We start from the raw sequence: 17,946 nt of genomic DNA on the forward strand, positions 1-17,946 counted from the left end.
CGGCGCTGGGCCGCCCCGGCCGCGCCGCCGCCGTCCAGGTGGGCGATGCGGCGGTGCCCGAGGCCGACGAGGTGGTCGACGGCCAGCCCGGACCCCGCTTCGCCGTCGTCGTTCACCGTGTCCACTGTGGACGAGCGGATCGTCCGGGAGACGAGCACGACCGGGCACTGCTTGGCCGCGACCTGGATCGACGCCGCCGGCACCACCGGGGAAAGCAGGATGATCCCCGCCGGGCGGAAGGAAAGCAGGTTGTGCAGGGCGTTCCACTCGCGGGTGGGACTGCGGCCGCCCGTGTTGAGGATGAGGTCGAAGCCCGCGGCCTGCGCGGCCGCGTCCAGCCCCTCGACGACGTCGGCGAAGAACGCGTTGCGCAGGTCGTTGACCATCACGCCGAGCACGGTCGACGTCCGGCTGGCCAGGGACCGCGCCATCACGTGCGGCTGGTAGCCGAGTTCCTCGGCCGCGCGCAGCACCGCCGCGCGCCGGACCTCGGACACCTTCGGTGAATTGTTCATCACCAGGGAGACCAGCGCGCGGGAAACTCCCGCCCGTTCGGCGACGTCCTCCATGGTCGGACGCACCATGCGCACCTCCCCTGATCTCGGAAAACTCGGCCTTGACTTGGTGTGACGGACGCTACAAGATTGGAGCGCTCTAATCAATAGAGCGCTCCAACGGACCAACGGAGGCCCCTTGTGACAGCGACGATCCGCGTGGCCGCCGCCCCGATCTCCTGGGGCGTCTGCGAAGTCCCCGGCTGGGGCCGGGTGCTGGACGCGGCCACCGTGCTCGGCGAGATGGCGGCCCTCGGCGTCCAGGCCACCGAGCTGGGCCCGCCCGGGTACCTCCCCCGCGAGCCCGCCGCCCTGCGCGAACTGCTGGCCGGGTACGGCTTGACGCTCGTCGGCGGCTTCCTCGCCGTCGTCCTGCACGAAAACCAGGAGAACGCTCTGAAGGAGGCCGAAGAGTCCGCCGCGCTCTTCGCCGCCTGCGGGGGTGACGTACTGGTCCTCGCCGCCGCGACCGGCCTCGACGGCTACGACGACCGCCCGCAGCTGACCGAAACCGAATGGGCGACGCTCGTCGACACCGCGGGCCGGATCCGGGACATCGCCGCCGCCCACGGCCTGCGCACGGTGCTGCACCCGCACGTCGGGACGCACGTGGAGCAGCAGGCCGAGGTCGAGCGTTTCCTCGCCGATTCCGATCTCGGGTTGTGCCTCGACACCGGGCACCTGATGATCGGCGGGACGGATCCGGTGGAGCTGGCGAAGCGGTATCCCGAACGGGTGGGGCACGTGCATCTCAAGGACGTCCGGGAAGACCTGGCGGCCGAGGTCCGCGCGGGCCGGCTGGCCTACACCGACGCGGTCGGGCGGGGCATGTACACCCCGCTCGGCGAGGGCGACGTGGACGTGGCGGCGATGGTGCGCTCCGTCCAGGCCGCCGGCTACGACGGCTGGTACGTCCTCGAACAGGACACCGCCCTCGGCGACTCGAGCCCCGACGACCTGCCCCGGCGGGACACCGGACGCAGCCTGGCCCACCTCGCGAAGATCACCGACTCCCTCTGAACCTGGTCCCAAAGGAGTGACTGTGTTTTCTCTGAAGAAGCTGGCCGGCGTGGCGGCGATCGCCGCCGCCGGCCTCGTCCTGTCCGCCTGCAGCGGCCCCACCGCCGACAATTCCAGCAGCAGCACCAGCGGCAGCCCGTCGGCCGCCGCGCCGAGCTCGGGCGGCCCGCTGAAGGTCGCCGTGGTCACCCACGGCAGCGCCGGCGACGCCTTCTGGAACGTCGTGAAGAACGGCGCCGAGCAGGCGGGCAAGGACCTGAACGTCGGCGTCGACTACTTCTCCGACGGCGACCCGGGCAACCAGGCGCGGCTGATCGACAACGCGGTCGCGCAGAAGGTCGGCGGCCTGGTCGTCTCGATGGCGAACCCGCAGGCCCTGCAGACGTCGATCCAGAACGCGGTGAAGGCCGGCATCCCGGTCATCACCATCAACTCCGGCGAGGACTTCAGCGCCCAGTTCGGCGCGATCGCGCACGTCGGGCAGAGCGAGGGCCTGGCCGGCCAGGGCGCGGGCCAGCGGCTCAAGGCGGCGGGCAAGACGAAGCTGCTGTGCGTCATCCACGAGGCCGGCAACATCGGCCAGAACCAGCGCTGCGACGGCGCGAAGCAGACCTTCGGCAACGTCACCACGCTGCAGGTCGACATCTCCAACCCGACCGACGCGCAGGCCCGCATCCGCGGCGCCCTGCAGTCCGACCCGTCGATCGACGCCGTGCTGGCGCTGAACTCCCAGGTCGCGGCCCGCGCCGTCGCCGCCGCGAAGGAAGCGAGCTCCAAGGCCCAGGTGGCCACCTTCGACCTGAACGCCGACGTCGTCGCGGCCATCAAGGACGGCAGCATCCTCTTCGCCGTCGACCAGCAGCAGTACGAGCAGGGCTACCTGCCGATCGTGTTCCTCAAGCTGTACAAGGAAAACGGCAACACCATCGGCGGCGGCAAGCCCGTCCAGACCGGCCCGGGCTTCGTCGACAAGACCAACATCGACACCATCGCCCCGTACGCGCAGCGCGGCACGCGATGACCGCAGCGATCCAGGCCCAACCCGACGAGCGCGTCGCCAAGAAAGGGCTGACCGACCGGCTGGTCGTCCGCCCCGAAATCGGCGCGCTCCTCGGAGCCGTGCTGGTTTTCGTCTTCTTCTCCGTCGTCACCGGCCAGTTCCTCAGCCCGCTGGGCGTGGCGACCTGGCTCGACGACTCCTCGACGCTGGGCATCATGGCCGTCGTGGTCGCGCTGCTCATGGTCGGCGGCGAGTTCGACCTCTCGGCGGGCGTGATGACGGCGTCGACGTCGCTGGTCACCGCGATCCTGGCGACGCAGGCGGGCTGGAACGTCTGGCTCGCGCTGCTGGCGTCGCTGGCCTTCGCGCTCGGCGTCGGCGCGTTCAACGGCTGGCTGGTGATGAAGACCGGGCTGCCCAGCTTCATCGTCACGCTGGGGTCGTTCCTCGCCCTGCAGGGGCTCAACCTCGGCGTGACCCGGCTGGTCACCAACACCGTCCAGGTCTCGGGCATGCGCTCGACCAGCGGGTACGAGTCGGCCGGCGGGTTGTTCGCCTCGACGTTCGACATCGGGGGCACCGAGTTCCAGTCGTCGATCGTCTGGTGGATCGTCGTCACGGCGATCGCCGCGTGGCTGCTGGTGCGGACCCGGTTCGGCAACTGGATCTTCGCGGTGGGCGGGTCCCAGGTGTCGGCCCGCTCGGTCGGCGTGCCGGTGGTACGCACGAAGATCCTGCTGTTCATGGGGACCGCGCTCGGCGCGTGGCTGGTCGGCTCGATCAACATCCTGCGCTTCGCCAGCGTCCAGGCGAACCAGGGCATCGGGCTGGAGTTCCAGTACATCATCGCCGCGGTGATCGGCGGCTGCCTGCTCACCGGCGGGTTCGGCTCGGCCGTGGGCGCGGCGATCGGCGCGCTGATCTTCGGCATGGCGCGGCAGGGCATCGTGTTCGCGCAGTGGAACAGCGACTGGTTCATGCTGTTCCTCGGCGTCATGCTGCTGGCCGCGGTCCTGGTCAACAACGCCTTCCGGCGCCGCGCGGAGAGGGTACGCCGATGAGCTTGCTCGAAGTTCGCGAGATCGGGAAGACCTACGGCAGCGTGATCGCGCTGCGCGATGTCTCCACTGTGGTCAACGCCGGCGAGGTCACCTGCGTGCTCGGCGACAACGGCGCCGGGAAGTCCACGCTGATCAAGATCCTGGCCGGCGTGCACCAGCACGACCGCGGCGAGTTCCTCGTCGAGGGCGAGCCGGTGCGGTTCTCCTCGCCGCGCGAGGCCCTCGATCGCGGCATCGCGACCGTGTACCAGGACCTCGCCGTGGTGCCGCTGATGAGTGTCTGGCGGAACTTCTTCCTCGGGTCCGAGCCGACCACGGGGTTCGGGCCGTTCAAGATGCTCGACCGGAAGAAGGGCCGCGAAACGACGAAGAAGGCGTTGTCCGACATGGGCATCGACCTGCGGGACGTCGAGCAGCCGGTCGGGACGCTCTCGGGTGGTGAACGCCAGTGCGTCGCGATCGCGCGGGCGGTGTACTTCGGCGCGAAGGTGCTGATCCTCGACGAGCCGACGGCCGCACTGGGCGTCAAGCAGGCCGGCGTGGTGCTGAAGTACGTCGCCCAGGCGCGGGACCGCGGGCTCGGCGTCGTGCTCATCACGCACAACCCGCACCACGCCTACCCGGTGGCGGACCGGTTCCTGCTGCTCAAGCGAGGTGCCGCGCTCGGGCACTACGAGAAGTCGGAGATCGACATCGGCGAGCTCACGCGGCAGATGGCGGGCGGTGCCGAACTGGAAGCCCTCGAACACGAGCTTCGGCAGGTGGAAAAGGCGTGATGCCCGCCGACGCACTCTTTCCCGCGGAGGCGGCATGACCATCGAGGCGTTGACGATCGGCCGGGTCGGGGTGGACCTCTACCCGGAACAGAGCGGCGTGCCCCTGGCCGGGGTCAGCACGTTCGCCAAGTCGCTCGGCGGGACCGCGACCAACGTCGCGGTCGCCGCCGCGCGGCTCGGCCGGCGCACGGCGGTGCTCACCAAGGTCGGCCCGGACGGCTTCGGCGACTACGTCCGGCAGGCCCTCGACGGTTTCGGCGTCTCGCCGGACTTCGTGGGCACCTCGCCGGACCTGCAGACGCCGGTGGTGTTCTGCGAGCTGAACCCGCCCGCGGACCCGCCGTTGCTGTTCTACCGCTCCCCGATCGCCCCCGACCTCACGCTCACCGACGAAGACGTGCCGTGGGACGTCGTCGAGTCGGTGCCGCTGCTGTGGGTCACCGGCACCGGCGTCTCCGTGGAGCCGGCACGGGCGACCCAGCGGAAGATCCTCGAAGCCCGCGGGCGGCGGGAGCACACCGTGCTGGACCTGGACTACCGGCCGATGTTCTGGCCGTCCGTCGAGCAGGCGCGCGCCGAGATCGGCGGGCTGCTCGACCACGTCACGGTCGCCGTCGGCAACCGGACCGAGGTGGAGGTCGCCGTCGGCACCGCGGACCCGGACACGGCCGCGGACCGGATGCTGGCGCGGGGGCTTCGGCTGGCCGTGATCAAGAAAGGCGCCGAAGGGGTGCTGGTAGCGACGCCGGAGGGCCGCTGGACGGTGCCGCCGCAGCGCGTCGAGGTCGTCTGCGGCCTCGGTGCGGGCGACGGCTTCGGCGGCGCGCTGATCCACGGGCTGCTGTCGGGCTGGGACCCGGTGCGGATCGCGGAGTACGCGAACGCCGCGGGCGCGCTCGTCGCGTCCCGCCTGGCCTGCGCCGACGCCATGCCGACCGCCGGGGAGATCGAGGAGCTGCTGTGATCCTCACCGACGAGCGCTGGAGGGAGCTCCTGCACACCCGCGCGACCAACCCCGGTGCGGTCCGGCAGGCGTACGCGATCCGCAAACGGCGTCCGCAGCTGCTGTCCGACCAGGGCACGCTGTTCCTCGTCGCCGGCGATCCCCTCGCGACGGCCGGCCGGCGAGCGTTGCTGGAGCGGCTGCTGGCCGCGCTGGCGAACCCGGCCGTCGACGGCGTCGTCGGCACCCCGGACATCGTCGAGGAGCTGCTCTTGCTCGGCGCGTTGCACGACAAGGTCGTCTTCGGGTCGATGAACCGCGACGACGGGTTCACCGGCTACGACGCCCGGACGTTGATCGATTGCGGGCTGGACGGCGGCGAGATGCAGCTGCCGGGCCCGGTCCCGGCCCGGCAGGCCTGCGCCGACGCGGTCACCGAGCTGGCTGCGTACGGTCTGGTCGCCCTGATCGAGCTGCCGGAGGCCCTGGCGCCGTCGGTCACTCTCGCGTCCGCCCTCGGGACGACGTCGGCGCACACCTGGCTGAAGCTGCCGGCCACCAGCTCGCCCGCCGTTCTGGACGCCACGACGCTGCCGGTGCTGCTCGGCGGCCTGCCGCCGGACTGGACGCTGTCGCACGGGGTCGTCCGCGGTCTGGTCATGAACCCTGCGGGAAATGTCGAAGCCGCCGCAACGGCACTGGAGGCCGCGAAGTGAGCAAGCTACACCGTCCACTCGGGACACTGTCCGACGCCGCCGACCCGGTCCGGCTGACCCCGGACACCGCGGGGTGGCGGTACTCCGGCCTGCGCGTGCTCTCCCTGGCCCCCGGCGAGACGCGCGTCCTGCACACCGGCGAGTTCGAGGCCTTCGTGCTGCCGCTTTCGGGGTCGGCGACCGTCCGGGTGGACGGCGAGGTCTTCGCACTGCGCGGCCGCGAGTCGGTCTTCACGCGGGTGACGGACTTCGCGTACGTGCCCCGGGACGCCGAAGTCGAGTTGTCGACAAAGGACGGCCTGGAGGTCGCGCTGCCGATGGCGCGCTGCACCCGCCGGCTCTCCCCGGCGTACGGTCCGGCGGAGAACGTGCCGGTGGAGGTGCGCGGCGCCGGGCAGGCGACGCGGCAGGTGACCAACTTCGGCGTGCCCGGGGTGTGGGACCACGCCGACAAGCTCAACGCGTGCGAGCTGATCACCCCGGGCGGCAACTGGTCGTCCTACCCGCCGCACAAGCACGACGAAGCGACCGAGTGCGAGGTCGTCAACGAGGAGATCTACTACTTCCGCATCGCCGGGCGCGACGGCGTGACGCCGTCCCGCGAAGGCTTCGGCCTGCACCGGACGTACACGAGCGACGGCGAGCTGGACGAGGACGTGGCGGTCCGCGACCACGACGTCTTCCTCATCCCGCGCGGCTACCACGGGCCGTGCGTGGCCGCGCCGGGTTACCCGATGTACTACCTGAACGTCCTGGCCGGGCCGGCCGAGGAGCGGTCCATGGCGTTCTGCGACGACCCCGCGCACGGCTGGGTCCGCGACACGTGGGCGACGCAGGACCTCGACCCGCGGTGTCCCGTCACGAGTCACGAAGGGCGTGTGCAGTGAAGCTGACGACGGCTCAGGCGCTGGTCCGCTGGATCCTCGCCCAGCGCTCGGAAACCCTCGACGGCCGCGAGGTCCCGCTGTTCCCCAGTGTGTTCGCGATCTTCGGGCACGGCAACGTCCTCGGCCTCGGCACCGCGCTGGAGGAACACCGCGGGGACATCCCGGTCTGGCGCGGGCACACCGAGCAGGGCATGGCGCTGGCCGCGGTCGGGTACGCGAAGGCCACGCACCGGCGGCAGGTCGGGGTCGTGACGTCGTCGATCGGGCCGGGCGCGCTGAACATGGTCACCGCGGCCGGCGTCGCCCACGCGAACCGGCTGCCCGTGCTGCTCCTGCCGGGCGACACGTTCACCAACCGGGCGCCGGACCCGGTGCTGCAGCAGATCGAGCCGTTCGGCGACGCGACGGCGACGGTCAACGACGCCTTCCGCGCGGTCTCGCGCTACTTCGACCGGATCACCCGGCCCGAGCAGCTGATCTCGACGTTGCCGCAGGTGGCCCGGGTGCTCACCGACCCGGCCGACGCCGGGCCGGTCACCCTGGCGCTGCCGCAGGACGTCCAGGCCGAGACGTACGACTTCCCGGACGCGCTGTTCGAGCCGGTCACGCACCGCCCGCTGCGCCCGCGCCCGGACCGGCGTGCGGTCACCGAAGCGGCCGGGGTCCTGCGTGCGTCCCACCGTCCGCTGCTGGTGCTCGGCGGCGGCGTCCGGTACTCCGGGGCGGGGCAGCGCGCGCTCGAATTCGCCGAGCGGCACGGGATCCCGCTCGTGGAGACGACGGCGGGCCGCACCCTGGTGCCGCACGAGCACCCGCTGCACGCCGGTCCGCTGGGCATCACCGGCTCGACGTCGGCGAACGTCGTCGCGGCGGCCGCCGACGTGGTGCTCGCGGTCGGCACGCGGCTGCAGGACTTCACGACGGCGTCCTGGACGGTCTTCTCCCCCGACGTCCGGCTGGTGTCGCTCAACGCGGCCCGGTTCGACGCGGTGAAGCACGGTGCCCTGTCGGTCGTCGGGGACGCCGACGCGGGTCTGGCCGACCTCGCCGCCCAGCTGGAAAGCTGGCGGGTGGACTCGTCGTGGACGTCACGAGCCGCGGCCGAACGCGCCACCTGGGACGAGCACATCGACACGCTGCGCTCCTCCTCGGGCGAGCTGCCCTCATACGCGCAGGTGGTCGGCGTCGTGAACACCCTGTCGGAGGAGCACGACTACGTCATGACGGCGTCCGGCGGGCTGCCGGGCGAGCTGATCGGCGGCTGGCGCGGCTCCGGCGCGGTCTCGATGGACGTCGAATACGGGTTCTCCTGCATGGGTTACGAGCTGTCCGGCGCGTGGGGCGCGGCGATCGCCCACCAGGGCCTGGTGACGACGCTGCTCGGTGACGGCTCGTACCTGATGCTGAACTCGGAACTGTTCTCGGCCGCGTTCGCGGGCCATCCGTTCGTCGCGGTGGTGTGCGACAACGACGGGTACGCCGTCATCGCGCGGCTTCAGGAGGGTCAGGGCGGGAAGCCGTTCAACAACTTCTACGCCGACTGCACGACTTCGCACGCTTCGCCGCCGCGGGTCGACTTCGCGCGCCATGCGGAGTCACTGGGCTGCGTGGTGTTCACGGCGTCCACTGTGGACTCGCTGCGGGAGGCGTACGCGTCGGCTCGCGAGGCGGCCGTCTCGGAACAGCGGCCGGCCGTCGTCGTGGTGAAGACGCAGCCGTCGGCGTGGACCGAAGCCGGGGCCTGGTGGGAGGTCGGCGTGCCCGAGCACCTGGCCGGGCGGGACGGCTACGAGCGCGGGAAGGGCGGCCAGGTGCGTTACCTCGGGTCCTGAGTGACGGCCGGCGACACCGCCCCGGCGCGCAGCTGCCGGGGCGCGCCGGAGCCGTCGGCCGGCACCGCCCACGTGGCGTTGTCCAGCCCGTAGAGGACCGTGCGGTCGTCCTGCCAGAGGGCCTGGTCGTCGACGCTGCGGGTCTCGGCGAGCTCGGTTTCCGTCATGCTCGCGAGGTCCAGCACCGACAGCCGCCAGACGCCGTCGCCGACCTTCTTCTTGAAGGCGACCCGCTTGCCGTCCGGGGACAGCGACGGGCATTCGACGTTCTCGCGAAGCGTCTTGCCCCGGTAGCGCCCGTAGTCGGCCTCGACGAGGTACGTCTTGCCCTTGCTGCCGAGGGTGGCGTAGAAGCGGTTGCCGTCGGGGGCGAAGGTGATGCCCCAGTAGTTGACGTCGGCCGCGAAGTAGCGTTCGCCGTCCTTGAAGACCGGCAGTTCCTCGATCGTCTTGACCAGCCGTCCGGTCTCCACGTCGTAGAGCCCGGCGCGGGTGGAGAAGCCGGTCTGGGCGTAGGAGTCGCCCGTGACGAACAGCGTCCAGTAGACGTGTTTGCCGTCCGGGGAGACGCGCGCGCGGCTCGGCGTGCCGGGCAGGGTTTCGGTGTGGCGGACGGCGAGGTGGTCGTCGAGCACGAGGACGTCGGTGATCGCCGGGAGCGTGCCGGGCCGCACAGCCAGGCACACCGCCGTCTGCTTCGCCACCGCGAACCGGTCGCACTTCAGGCCGCTGAGCTGCGGTTTTGCCGTGGTTTCGGCGAGCGGGACGGCGCCGACGCGGCCGGTGGCCGTGTCGCGGAAGAACAACTGGCCGGGCGCGAGGGTCACCGCGGCCGCGGGCTCGGCGGCCGCGGTGTCGTGCCGCGCGCTGAGCGTGTACGTGACGGCGGCGGCCACGAGGAGGGCCGTGCCGGTGAGGGCGAGGACGAGTTTCTTCACGGGCGCACCGGTTTCGCGAAGGCGGCGGCGAGGGCGACGACGGCCAGGCCGGCCGCGGCGACGAGCACCGCGGGCCGCAGGTCCCACAGCGTCCACGCCAGTCCGAACAGGACGGAGGAGAGCATCCGGGCCGCGGCCTGGCCCGTCTGCACCACGGCCAGCCCGGTCGCGCGCAGGCCGGCCGGGATGAGCGGGCCGGCGGCAGCCATCAGGACGCCGTCGGTGGCCGCGTAGAACACGCCGTGCAGGCCGAGCGCGACCACGGGGAGCACCGCGTAGACCGGGCCGCAGAGCAGCACCAGGGCCAGGCACAGGGCCACGTGCCCGCCGAGGAACACCGGCCACCGGCCGACGCGGTCGGCGAGCTTGCCGAGCGGGACGGCCAGCAGCAGGTAGACCCCGGCCGTGCCCAGCGGCAGCAGCGGGAAGTACGTCGCCGCGATCTCCCAGCGCCGCTGCAGGACGAGGTAGACGAACGAGTCGCCGACCGTCACCAGCCCCAGCAGCGCCGCCCAGAGCGCGACGCGCCGGAAGTCCCGCTGCTTGAGGAGGCCGAACGCGGTCCTCACCGACACCGCCGCGCGGTCGACGCCGCCGGGCCGGTCGCGGACGAACAGCGCCAGCAGCAGCACGGCGATGGCCGCGATGCAGAAGCTGGTGAAGAACACGCTGGTGTAGCTGCCGAGGCTGACGGCGAGCACGGCCATCGCCACCAGCGGGCCGAGGAACGCGCCGACGGTGTCCATCGCGCGGTGCACGCCGAACGACCGGCCGAGGGTCGCCGGCTCGCTGGACAGCGAGATGAGCGCGTCGCGCGGGCCGGTGCGCAGCCCCTTGCCGGTGCGGTCGGCGGCGAGGACCAGGCCGATGGCCGCGACCGACGAACCGGCCGCGACCAGGCCGAGCTTGCACACCGCGGACAAGCCGTACCCGAACCCGGCGACCGCCTTGAGCCGCCGCCACCGGTCGGCCAGGTGCCCGCCGAGCACCCGCACGACCGCGGTGGCGCCGGCGTAGAGCCCGTCGAGCAGCCCGAACTGCAGCGGGTTGAGGCCGAGGCCGAGCACCAGGTAGAGCGGGAGGACGGCGGTGACCATCTCCGAGGAGACGTCGGTGACCAGGCTGACCATCCCGAGTGCCACCACGTTGGCGGACACCCGCTTCAGCGCCGGTTTGCGGTCGGTTGCCGAGGCCAGGTCCGAGGTACGGCTTGCCGCGATGTACATGGCCGGGCCTACTGGTGGCAGGTGTAGGTCGGGCTGCTGTCCAGGACCTTGCCGTCGACGCCGATGAGCTGTGACTGGAACGTCGTGTCCGTCATCGACAGCTTCAGGACGCCGAAGGTCTTCAGCAGCTTGGCCGTCGTCGCGTGCGCCGGGCTCAGGTCGTACAGGTTGGCACCGCCGCTCCCGCCGACGATCTCGACTGGGCCAATCGCGTCGGCCTTGCCGTCGGCGTTCTGCGGGACGAACCGCTCGTAGTCGTGGTCGTGTCCGTTGAGGACGAGGTCGACCTTGTTGGCCACCATCAGGTTCCACAGCGCGATGCTGTCGATGTTGTCGCCGTGGTCACCCGAGCTCCACCGCGGGTGGTGGTAATACGCGGCGACGCAGCCCTTCGTGTTGCTGGCCAGGTCCTGCTTCAGCCAGGTGATCTGGGGCGGCTCGGCGAAGTCGTCGTGGGTGACGAAGTCGTTGGAGTCGAGGGCGATGAAGTGCCAGTTGCCCATTTCCCAGCTGTAGTAGCGCTTGCCCTGCGGCTTGGCGAGGGCGCCGAAGTACTGCTCGTAGCCGGTGAACCCGGAGTAGGACTCGTGGTTGCCGGGGATCGGGCGGGTGATGTTCTTGAACTTGCCCCAGGTCTTGTCGTAGTAGCTCTTGAAGTCCGACAGGGTGGGCTCGTCGTACTGGTTGTCGCCCATGGTGATCACGGCCGCGGGGTTCATGTTCTCGACGAGCTTCGCGGTCTTGGGGTGAACGCAGCTCGAGCTGCTCGCGGTGCACTGCTCGGCGATGTCCCCGGCCGCCGCGAGGACGAAGCCGGCGCTCCCGGCCGCGGTCTTGACCGTGGTCGGCGTGCTCGCGGGTGAGGTGTTCCCGGCGGCGTCGCGCGCGCGGACAGCGTAGGTGTAGCTGGTGTTCGGGGTGAGCCCGGTGTCGGTGTAGGACGTCGTCGCGCTGGTGGCGACGGCCGTGCCGTTGCGGAGGACGTCGTACCCGGTGACGCCGACGTTGTCGGTGGCGGCACCCCAGGTCAGCGGGACGCTGGTGGCGGTCGCCGTGCCTGCGGCGAGGCCGGCCGGGGTGCTCGGGGCCTGGGTGTCGCCGGAGGAGTCCGTGCTGCCGTAGACCTGCATCTCCCAGAAGGAGTAGCCGTAGCTGGTGGCGCGGGTGAGGCCGACGAAGCGCACGAAGCGGCCGCGGGCGGTGAGACCGCCGAGGTCGTCGATCTTGCCGTCGCCGGTGTCGACGCTGGCGGCCGTGGTGAACGACGTGCCGTCGTCGGAGACCTCGATCCGGTACTTCTTCGCGTAGGCGGCTTCCCAGTTGAGGACGACGCGGTGGATGCTGGCGGACTGGCCGAGGTCGATCCGCAGCCACTGCGGATCGGAGCCCTCGGCGCTGGCCCAGCGGGTGGTGGTGCTGCCGTCGACAGCCTTGGCGCCCGTGTAGGACGAGCTCTCGGTGGTCGAGGTGGCAACGGGCTTTCCCTGCGACAGCAGGACATCGGCGGCCTGGGTGGTGGCGGCCGCGGCGATCGCGGACGGCAACAGCACCACGGCGGCGAGCACCGGGTTGAGTCGGGCTAACGGGCGTAGGCGGGTGGACGGCACGTCGCGCTCCTTGCGGGCCTGGCGGTGGCGGGTGGGCTGCGGCGTCGGGTTAACAAAAGGGAAACAGTTAGGAAAGTTTCCTAACTAAGCGGACTGTAGCGAGGGTCCGTTCCGGCTGACAAGACTTGTCTTGTCCTTGAATCGGTCAAGAGGGTGAGTTTTTCACGATTTCCGCAGCTCAGCGCGAGTACCGGTGAACGGCACACTGCTCCGTGCGCCGGGACCGGTCAGCCGGCCGGAGGCGTCTGAAGACCTTGGAAGACCGCGGCGATCAGCCGCCGTCCTTGAGCCGCGCCGTCGTCGTTGTTCGCCACCCGCCACAGGAAACTCATGAGCATGATGATGTCGGCGGGGTCGTGCCCGGGCGCGATGGAGCCTTCGGCCACACAGGCGTCGACGAGCTTCTTGACGGCGGCCGTCGTGGGCGCCCACGACGCGCTGATCAGCTCCTGGGCCGCGGCGCCGTGCAGCGCGTCCCCGAGCCCGTGCTTGACGCGGATGTAGGCCGACAGCGTCTCGAACCACTCGACGAACGCGGCTTTCGCGGACGAATGGCGGGCCAGCACGTCGTCGGCCGTGGTCGTCAGGCGCTCGATGTCGTGCTGGTAGGCACCGAGGATCAGGTCCTCGCGGGTCGGGAAGTGGCGGTAGAGGGTCCCGGCGCCGACCCCCGCGCGCTTGGCGACCTCGCTCAGCGGCACCAGCGGGTTCTCCGCGAACAGCTCGTGAGCGGCCTCGATGATCGCGATCCGGTTGCGCGCGGCGGCCTTGCGCTGGGTGCCGTACGTGCCGTCGGTCATGCCCCGATCATGCCTCATCGTTGACATGCGGAGAATCCTCCGCTAGTTTCGACGTCAGATCCGGAGAATCCTCCGCAAGTTGTCCCAGTCTGGAGAATCCCATGCGTTACGTGAAGCTCGGCACCACCGGCCTGGACGTCTCCCCCGTCGCGATCGGCGCGATGAGCTACGGCGAGCCCGACCGCGGCCACCCCGTCTGGTCCCTCGGCGAAGAGGAGGCGCGGCCGCTGATCAAGCACGCCCTCGAAGCGGGCATCAACTTCTTCGACACCGCGAACATGTACTCCAACGGCTCCAGCGAGGAGATCCTCGGCCGGGCGCTCAAGGACTTCGCCGACCGCGACGACGTCGTGATCGCCACCAAGCTGCGGCACCCGATGCGTCCCGGCCCGAACGGGAAAGGTCTGTCCCGCAAGGCGATCATGACCGAGATCGACCACTCGCTGCGACGGCTGGGCACCGACTACGTCGACCTCTACCAGGTCCACCGCAACGACCACTCGACCCCGCTGAAAGAGACCCTGGAGGCACTGAGCGACCTGGTAAAGGCCGGCAAGGTGCGCTACCTCGGCGCGTCGTCGATGTTCGCGTGGGAGTTCGCCAAGGCCCTGCACCTGCAGAAGCAGCACGGCTGGGCGCGGTTCGTGTCCATGCAGGACCACTACAACCTGCTGGCCCGCGAGGAAGAGCGCGAGATGATCCCGCTGTGCCTGGACGAGGGCGTCGGCACGATCGTCTGGAGCCCCCTGGCCCGCGGCCGCCTGGCCCGCGCGTGGGACGACGCGAACTCGACGGCCCGCGCCGGCACCGACGGGGCCTACGCGGACCTGCTGTACTCGTCGGCCGAGTCGGACCGCGCCATCGTCGAGGCGGTCGGGAAGGTGGCGGCCGCGCACGGGGTGAGCCGCGCGTCCATCGCCCTGGCCTGGCTGCACCGCCAGCCGGTCGTCACAGCCCCGCTGGTCGGCGCCGGTTCGATCCGGCAGATCGACGAAGCCGTGGCATCGCTGGACGTCGAGCTCACCGACTCGGACGTGCAGGCGCTCACCGCGCCGTACACGCCGCGGTACGACTGGCAGGGCGTCTCGGACGAGGCGGCCCTGGCGGCGGTCCGCGCTCGCGTTCCAGGCATGGCGCTGACATGAGGTTTCCTTTGTGGCACAACGGTTTTGCGCCGATCAAGATCACCCGATCCAGCGATCGGTGTTCGCACAAATGTTCGGTAGCGTGGATTTCATGGCTCCTGACACCCGCGCCGTCACCGTCCGGCGAAGACCTTCACCGCTCCGAGCGCAGCAGTTTCCGGATCTCCGCCACCGCGGCCCGGCCGGCCCGGTTGGCCCCGACCGTGCTCGCCGAAGGCCCGTACCCGACCAGGTGCAGGCGCGGTTCGAGCACCACCCGCGTGCCGTCCATCCGGATGCCACCGCCGGGTTCGCGCACGTGCAGCGGCGCGAGGTGGTCGATCGCCGCGCGGAACCCGGTGGCCCAGAGGATCACGTCGGCGTCGAACCGCTCGCCGTCCGGCCAGACGACGCCGCCGGGCGTGATCCGCTCGAACATCGGCCGCCGGTCGAGGATCCCGGCCGCCCGCGCGGCCCGCACCTCCGGCGTCACGGCCAGATCGGTGACGCTGACCACGCTTTCGGGCGGCAGCCCGGCCCGCACCCGCTCGTCGACCTTGGCGACGGCGGTGCGTCCCCAGTTCTCGCTGAAGGGCTCGTCCCGCCAGACGGGTGGCCGGCGCGTCACCCAGGCGGTCGCGCGGGCGAGCGGCGCGAACTCTATGAGCAGCTGCACGGCGGACGCCCCACCCCCGACGACGACAACCCGCTGACCCCGGAACTCCTCCGGCCCGGTGTAGTCGGCGGTGTGCAGCTGCCGCCCGGCGAAGGTCTCCTGGCCGGGGTAACGCGGCCAGAAGGGCCGGTCCCAGGTCCCGGTGGCACTGATGACGGCCCGCGCGGCCCACGACTCGGCCGGGCTCGAGACGACCAGCCGCTCCCCCGCCCGCGTCACGGACTGCACGTCGACGGGCCGCAGCACGGGAAGGTCGTAAACGCTTTCGAACCGCCCGAAGTATTCGGAGACGACCTCGGAGGCCGGCCGCGTCACCTCGGGAGTACCGAAGGCCATCCCCGGAAGGTCGTGAATGCCATGAACTTTCCCGAGAACCAGGGACGGCCACCGGTACTGCCAGGCACCCCCGGCCCGTTTCCCGTGGTCGAGAACAACGAACCCATCCCGGTTCCCAAACCCGGCCCGCCGCAAATGATAGGCGGCGGACAACCCGGCTTGCCCGGCCCCGATGACCACCACATCCGTTTCGTGATCCGCGCCGTTCATAACGGAATCAACACCCACGGCAGCGGCATATTTCGCGCCCTACATCACACCGCGTCGGCCGCGGGCCAGGCCGGGACGTCCCCTACGGCCCTCTGCCCCGGCATCGCAGCTCAGCCGACCCAACTTGATCGCGACCACCGCCCCCGCCCTCCCACCCGAGATCCACGCCCGCCCCGACCTCGACGTACCCGGCGCTCCTGCCCCAAGGTGCCCCAACCCGAGACCCGAGCGAGCCTCACCCCAACGAAGCCAGAGCCGACCCGCCCGCACAACTGGCGCCCGAACCGCTCATCCGCACCCCACGGTGCACCAGCAGTCCGCCCCAGCTCACCACCGCGGGCCACCACCCGCGCATCCTGGTCGCCCTTACACCGCGACCTGGTTCCGCCCGGCGTCCTTGGCCCGATACAGCGCGGCATCAGCGGTGCGCAGCACATCATCGAGCGTCGGCCCGGCGTCCGGATGCCGCGCGACCCCGATCGACACCGAAAGGCCACTCACCCGGACCGTCCCGGCACCCGTCGAGATCACCACGTTCAGCTCACCCACCGCCACCCGCACCCGCTCGGCGATCGCCAGCACGTCCGCACGGCCGATGCCCGGCAGCAGCACCACGAACTCCTCACCGCCGAACCGGCCCACCGTGTCGCCCTGGCGCACCGACCCGGAAATCGCTACCGCGACCGCCGCCAGCACGTCGTCGCCGGTCAGGTGGCCGTAGGTGTCGTTGATCCGCTTGAAGTGGTCCAGGTCGATCATCAGCACCGCGAAGCCGCCGGCGCCGCGGCGCTGGGCGCGGGTGTGCTCGCGCGTCGCCGATTCGTGCCAACCGGCGGTGTTGAGCAACCCCGTCTTCTCGTCCGTGACGGCCGCAACCTGCAACTGCTGCTTCAACAGCAAGTAGCGGTGGAGCAGCAGCAACGGCGCCACCACGAACACGACCAGCACCGGCTGCTCGACCAACGCAAGGGCAGCGAGCCCGCCGAGGCAGAGGGTCGCCAGCTCGAAAGCGTTGTCCTCCCACGTGCCGATCAGGTCGGCCGCCGACCGCTGGCTCGTGTACAGGTAGATCCCGGCCGCCACGAGGCCGACGTTCACCAGCTCGAACACCGCGGCCGCCAGGCACAACGCGAACAACCCGCGCGGCGTCTGCAACGGCGTCCCGTGCAACCCCAGCACCGCGAGAACGGAGGAGGCAGCGAAGCACGAGAGCATCGCCCAAGCTGTGCTCGCCACGAAGCGGTGCGCGGGCCGCGTACGGACCTGACGCCACACCCGCACCCACAGGTGTGTGTAGAGCACGACGGCCAGCAGCGCCACCCACGCCGGCGGCAGCAGGACGACACCGGCGAGGTACCACACGGACGTGACGTTGATGTGCGTCTGCCCGCTCATCCACCGCCGCAACCGCTCGATCCGGCGCGACATCTCGGCCTGCGCCACCCCCAGGGCGACGAGCACGGCGAACCACCCCGGACGCACGGGCCCGCCGAACCCGGTGGCCAGCGCCGTCCCGGTCGCGACGACGGCGAGCAGCTCGCAGCCGAGGGCATAGGCGATCCAGCGGGTCTTGGCGCCACCCCACATCGCCCATCGCGCAGGCCAGCCCGGCCAGGTGGAAAGCGCTTCCCGGCGCACGGCGGCCTGCGCTCTCAAGAGCCGAGGCCACAGACGTGACGAACCGCCATCGTGACGTACCCCTTGCGCGAAGTTCGGCCGACCAGGTAGCCCAGCGTAGCCGTTCCGACGACGCCCGTCGCCAGTCCGGGCGAATTGCGCCCAACCCCCCGGTTCGAAGACCCGCACAGGGTAGATCGACGCAGCTCAGCCCCGCACAGGCCTACCTACGCAGGACGCGAAAGATCGCCACCGAGCCGACCTACTTGCGCAGAGCGCGGACGATCGCCACCAAGCCGACCACCGCGGCGACGGCGACCAGCACCGGAACCACCCGCTTCAGCACCGACTGCCCCGCGTAGTCGAGCAGATCGATCGCCTCGGTTTCCGGGGGTGCCGGGACGCTGTGCAGCGCCGGCCGGTCCGCCGGCTTGGCCTTGGGCTCGGTGTTGATCTCCGGCGTGGTCGGCGCCGGCTTGGCCGCCGGCTGGGGCTTGCCCACCGGCTCGGACGTGGCCGTCGGCTCGGCCGCCGGCGCACCCTGCTCCGGAACCGGCTTCGCGGCCGGCTCGGCCACCGGCTGGGCGGCGGCCGCCGCCGCGGGGGTCGCCGGGGCATCGCCG

Annotated in this window: 16 protein-coding genes and 1 pseudogene; 9 read left to right on the plus strand and 8 right to left on the minus strand. The window is 71.1% G+C overall.

Translation table 11 applies throughout. From position 1 onward, the window contains the following. The coding region (locus ACWEVN_RS36320) for a LacI family DNA-binding transcriptional regulator (protein WP_452054288.1) at positions 1–584 on the minus strand (584 nt) is incomplete at its 3' end. Between the two features lie 111 nt (positions 585–695). Here ACWEVN_RS36320 and ACWEVN_RS36325 point away from each other — a divergent pair. From ACWEVN_RS36325 to iolD, 8 genes are read left to right on the plus strand one after another with little or no spacing between them, the layout of a single operon-like run. Continuing rightward, positions 696–1,574, plus strand: a complete 879-nt coding sequence (locus tag ACWEVN_RS36325) for a TIM barrel protein (protein WP_452054289.1) — start codon at positions 696–698, stop codon at positions 1,572–1,574. A 22-nt stretch (positions 1,575–1,596) separates the two neighbouring features. Then, the gene (locus ACWEVN_RS36330) at positions 1,597–2,595 is read left to right on the plus strand and encodes a sugar ABC transporter substrate-binding protein (RefSeq protein WP_449685064.1); all 999 of its coding nucleotides are present in this window, start codon (positions 1,597–1,599) and stop codon (positions 2,593–2,595) included. Then, positions 2,592–3,635 (plus strand): ABC transporter permease, encoded by a 1,044-nt coding sequence (locus tag ACWEVN_RS36335; protein ID WP_449685063.1) that lies wholly within the window; start codon positions 2,592–2,594, stop codon positions 3,633–3,635. The genes ACWEVN_RS36330 and ACWEVN_RS36335 overlap by 4 nt, the downstream gene beginning before the upstream one ends. Continuing rightward, a complete protein-coding gene (locus ACWEVN_RS36340; protein ID WP_310974508.1) occupies positions 3,632–4,411 on the plus strand; it encodes an ATP-binding cassette domain-containing protein in 780 nt (259 codons plus the stop codon). Before ACWEVN_RS36335 ends, ACWEVN_RS36340 begins: the two co-directional genes overlap by 4 nt. Positions 4,412–4,445: 34 nt before the next feature. Beyond that, positions 4,446–5,375, plus strand: coding sequence for a 5-dehydro-2-deoxygluconokinase (gene iolC / locus ACWEVN_RS36345; RefSeq protein WP_452054290.1), 930 nt, complete (start codon positions 4,446–4,448; stop codon positions 5,373–5,375). After that, complete coding sequence (locus tag ACWEVN_RS36350) at positions 5,372–6,070, plus strand: Cgl0159 family (beta/alpha)8-fold protein (protein ID WP_452054291.1); 699 nt, start codon at positions 5,372–5,374, stop codon at positions 6,068–6,070. Before iolC ends, ACWEVN_RS36350 begins: the two co-directional genes overlap by 4 nt. Next, the gene (gene iolB, locus ACWEVN_RS36355) at positions 6,067–6,957 is read left to right on the plus strand and encodes a 5-deoxy-glucuronate isomerase (protein ID WP_452054292.1); all 891 of its coding nucleotides are present in this window, start codon (positions 6,067–6,069) and stop codon (positions 6,955–6,957) included. The genes ACWEVN_RS36350 and iolB overlap by 4 nt, the downstream gene beginning before the upstream one ends. Further along, entirely contained in the window at positions 6,954–8,789 is a 1,836-nt protein-coding gene (iolD, locus tag ACWEVN_RS36360; protein WP_452054293.1) for a 3D-(3,5/4)-trihydroxycyclohexane-1,2-dione acylhydrolase (decyclizing), read from the plus strand. Before iolB ends, iolD begins: the two co-directional genes overlap by 4 nt. On the opposite strand, the gene ACWEVN_RS36365 is transcribed toward iolD, so the two are convergent. The 4 genes from ACWEVN_RS36365 to ACWEVN_RS36380 all read right to left on the minus strand — a co-directional run bounded on the left by ACWEVN_RS36365 (position 8,774) and on the right by ACWEVN_RS36380 (position 13,360). Continuing rightward, the gene (locus ACWEVN_RS36365; RefSeq protein WP_452054294.1) at positions 8,774–9,727 is read right to left on the minus strand and encodes a hypothetical protein; all 954 of its coding nucleotides are present in this window, start codon (positions 9,725–9,727) and stop codon (positions 8,774–8,776) included. The two genes, iolD and ACWEVN_RS36365, sit on opposite strands and share 16 nt — an antisense overlap. After that, positions 9,724–10,953: an MFS transporter gene (locus ACWEVN_RS36370; protein WP_449685056.1), complete on the minus strand. Its 1,230-nt coding sequence runs from the start codon at positions 10,951–10,953 to the stop codon at positions 9,724–9,726. The genes ACWEVN_RS36365 and ACWEVN_RS36370 overlap by 4 nt, the downstream gene beginning before the upstream one ends. Before the next feature lie 8 nt (positions 10,954–10,961). Then, the gene (locus ACWEVN_RS36375) at positions 10,962–12,518 is read right to left on the minus strand and encodes a discoidin domain-containing protein (protein ID WP_452054298.1); all 1,557 of its coding nucleotides are present in this window, start codon (positions 12,516–12,518) and stop codon (positions 10,962–10,964) included. 269 nt (positions 12,519–12,787) lie between these two features. Beyond that, positions 12,788–13,360 carry a TetR/AcrR family transcriptional regulator gene (locus ACWEVN_RS36380; RefSeq protein WP_452054295.1) on the minus strand — a complete coding sequence of 191 codons (573 nt, stop codon included), beginning with the start codon at positions 13,358–13,360 and terminating at the stop codon, positions 12,788–12,790. A 101-nt stretch (positions 13,361–13,461) separates the two neighbouring features. Here ACWEVN_RS36380 and ACWEVN_RS36385 point away from each other — a divergent pair, with 101 nt between their 5' ends. Next, entirely contained in the window at positions 13,462–14,505 is a 1,044-nt protein-coding gene (locus tag ACWEVN_RS36385) for an aldo/keto reductase (protein ID WP_452054296.1), read from the plus strand. A 133-nt stretch (positions 14,506–14,638) separates the two neighbouring features. Here the strand turns inward: ACWEVN_RS36385 and ACWEVN_RS36390 are convergent, their stop codons facing one another. From ACWEVN_RS36390 to ACWEVN_RS36400, 3 genes and pseudogenes are all read right to left on the minus strand, one after another. Beyond that, positions 14,639–15,706, minus strand: a complete 1,068-nt coding sequence (locus ACWEVN_RS36390; RefSeq protein WP_452054297.1) for an NAD(P)-binding domain-containing protein — start codon at positions 15,704–15,706, stop codon at positions 14,639–14,641. Between the two features lie 366 nt (positions 15,707–16,072). Then, complete coding sequence (locus ACWEVN_RS36395; protein ID WP_452054299.1) at positions 16,073–17,293, minus strand: diguanylate cyclase; 1,221 nt, start codon at positions 17,291–17,293, stop codon at positions 16,073–16,075. Positions 17,294–17,585: 292 nt separating this feature from the next. Then, positions 17,586–17,946, minus strand: a pseudogene (locus tag ACWEVN_RS36400) (carbon monoxide dehydrogenase); the annotation flags it as partial.

This window comes from Amycolatopsis sp. NPDC003861 (genome assembly GCF_053605405.1).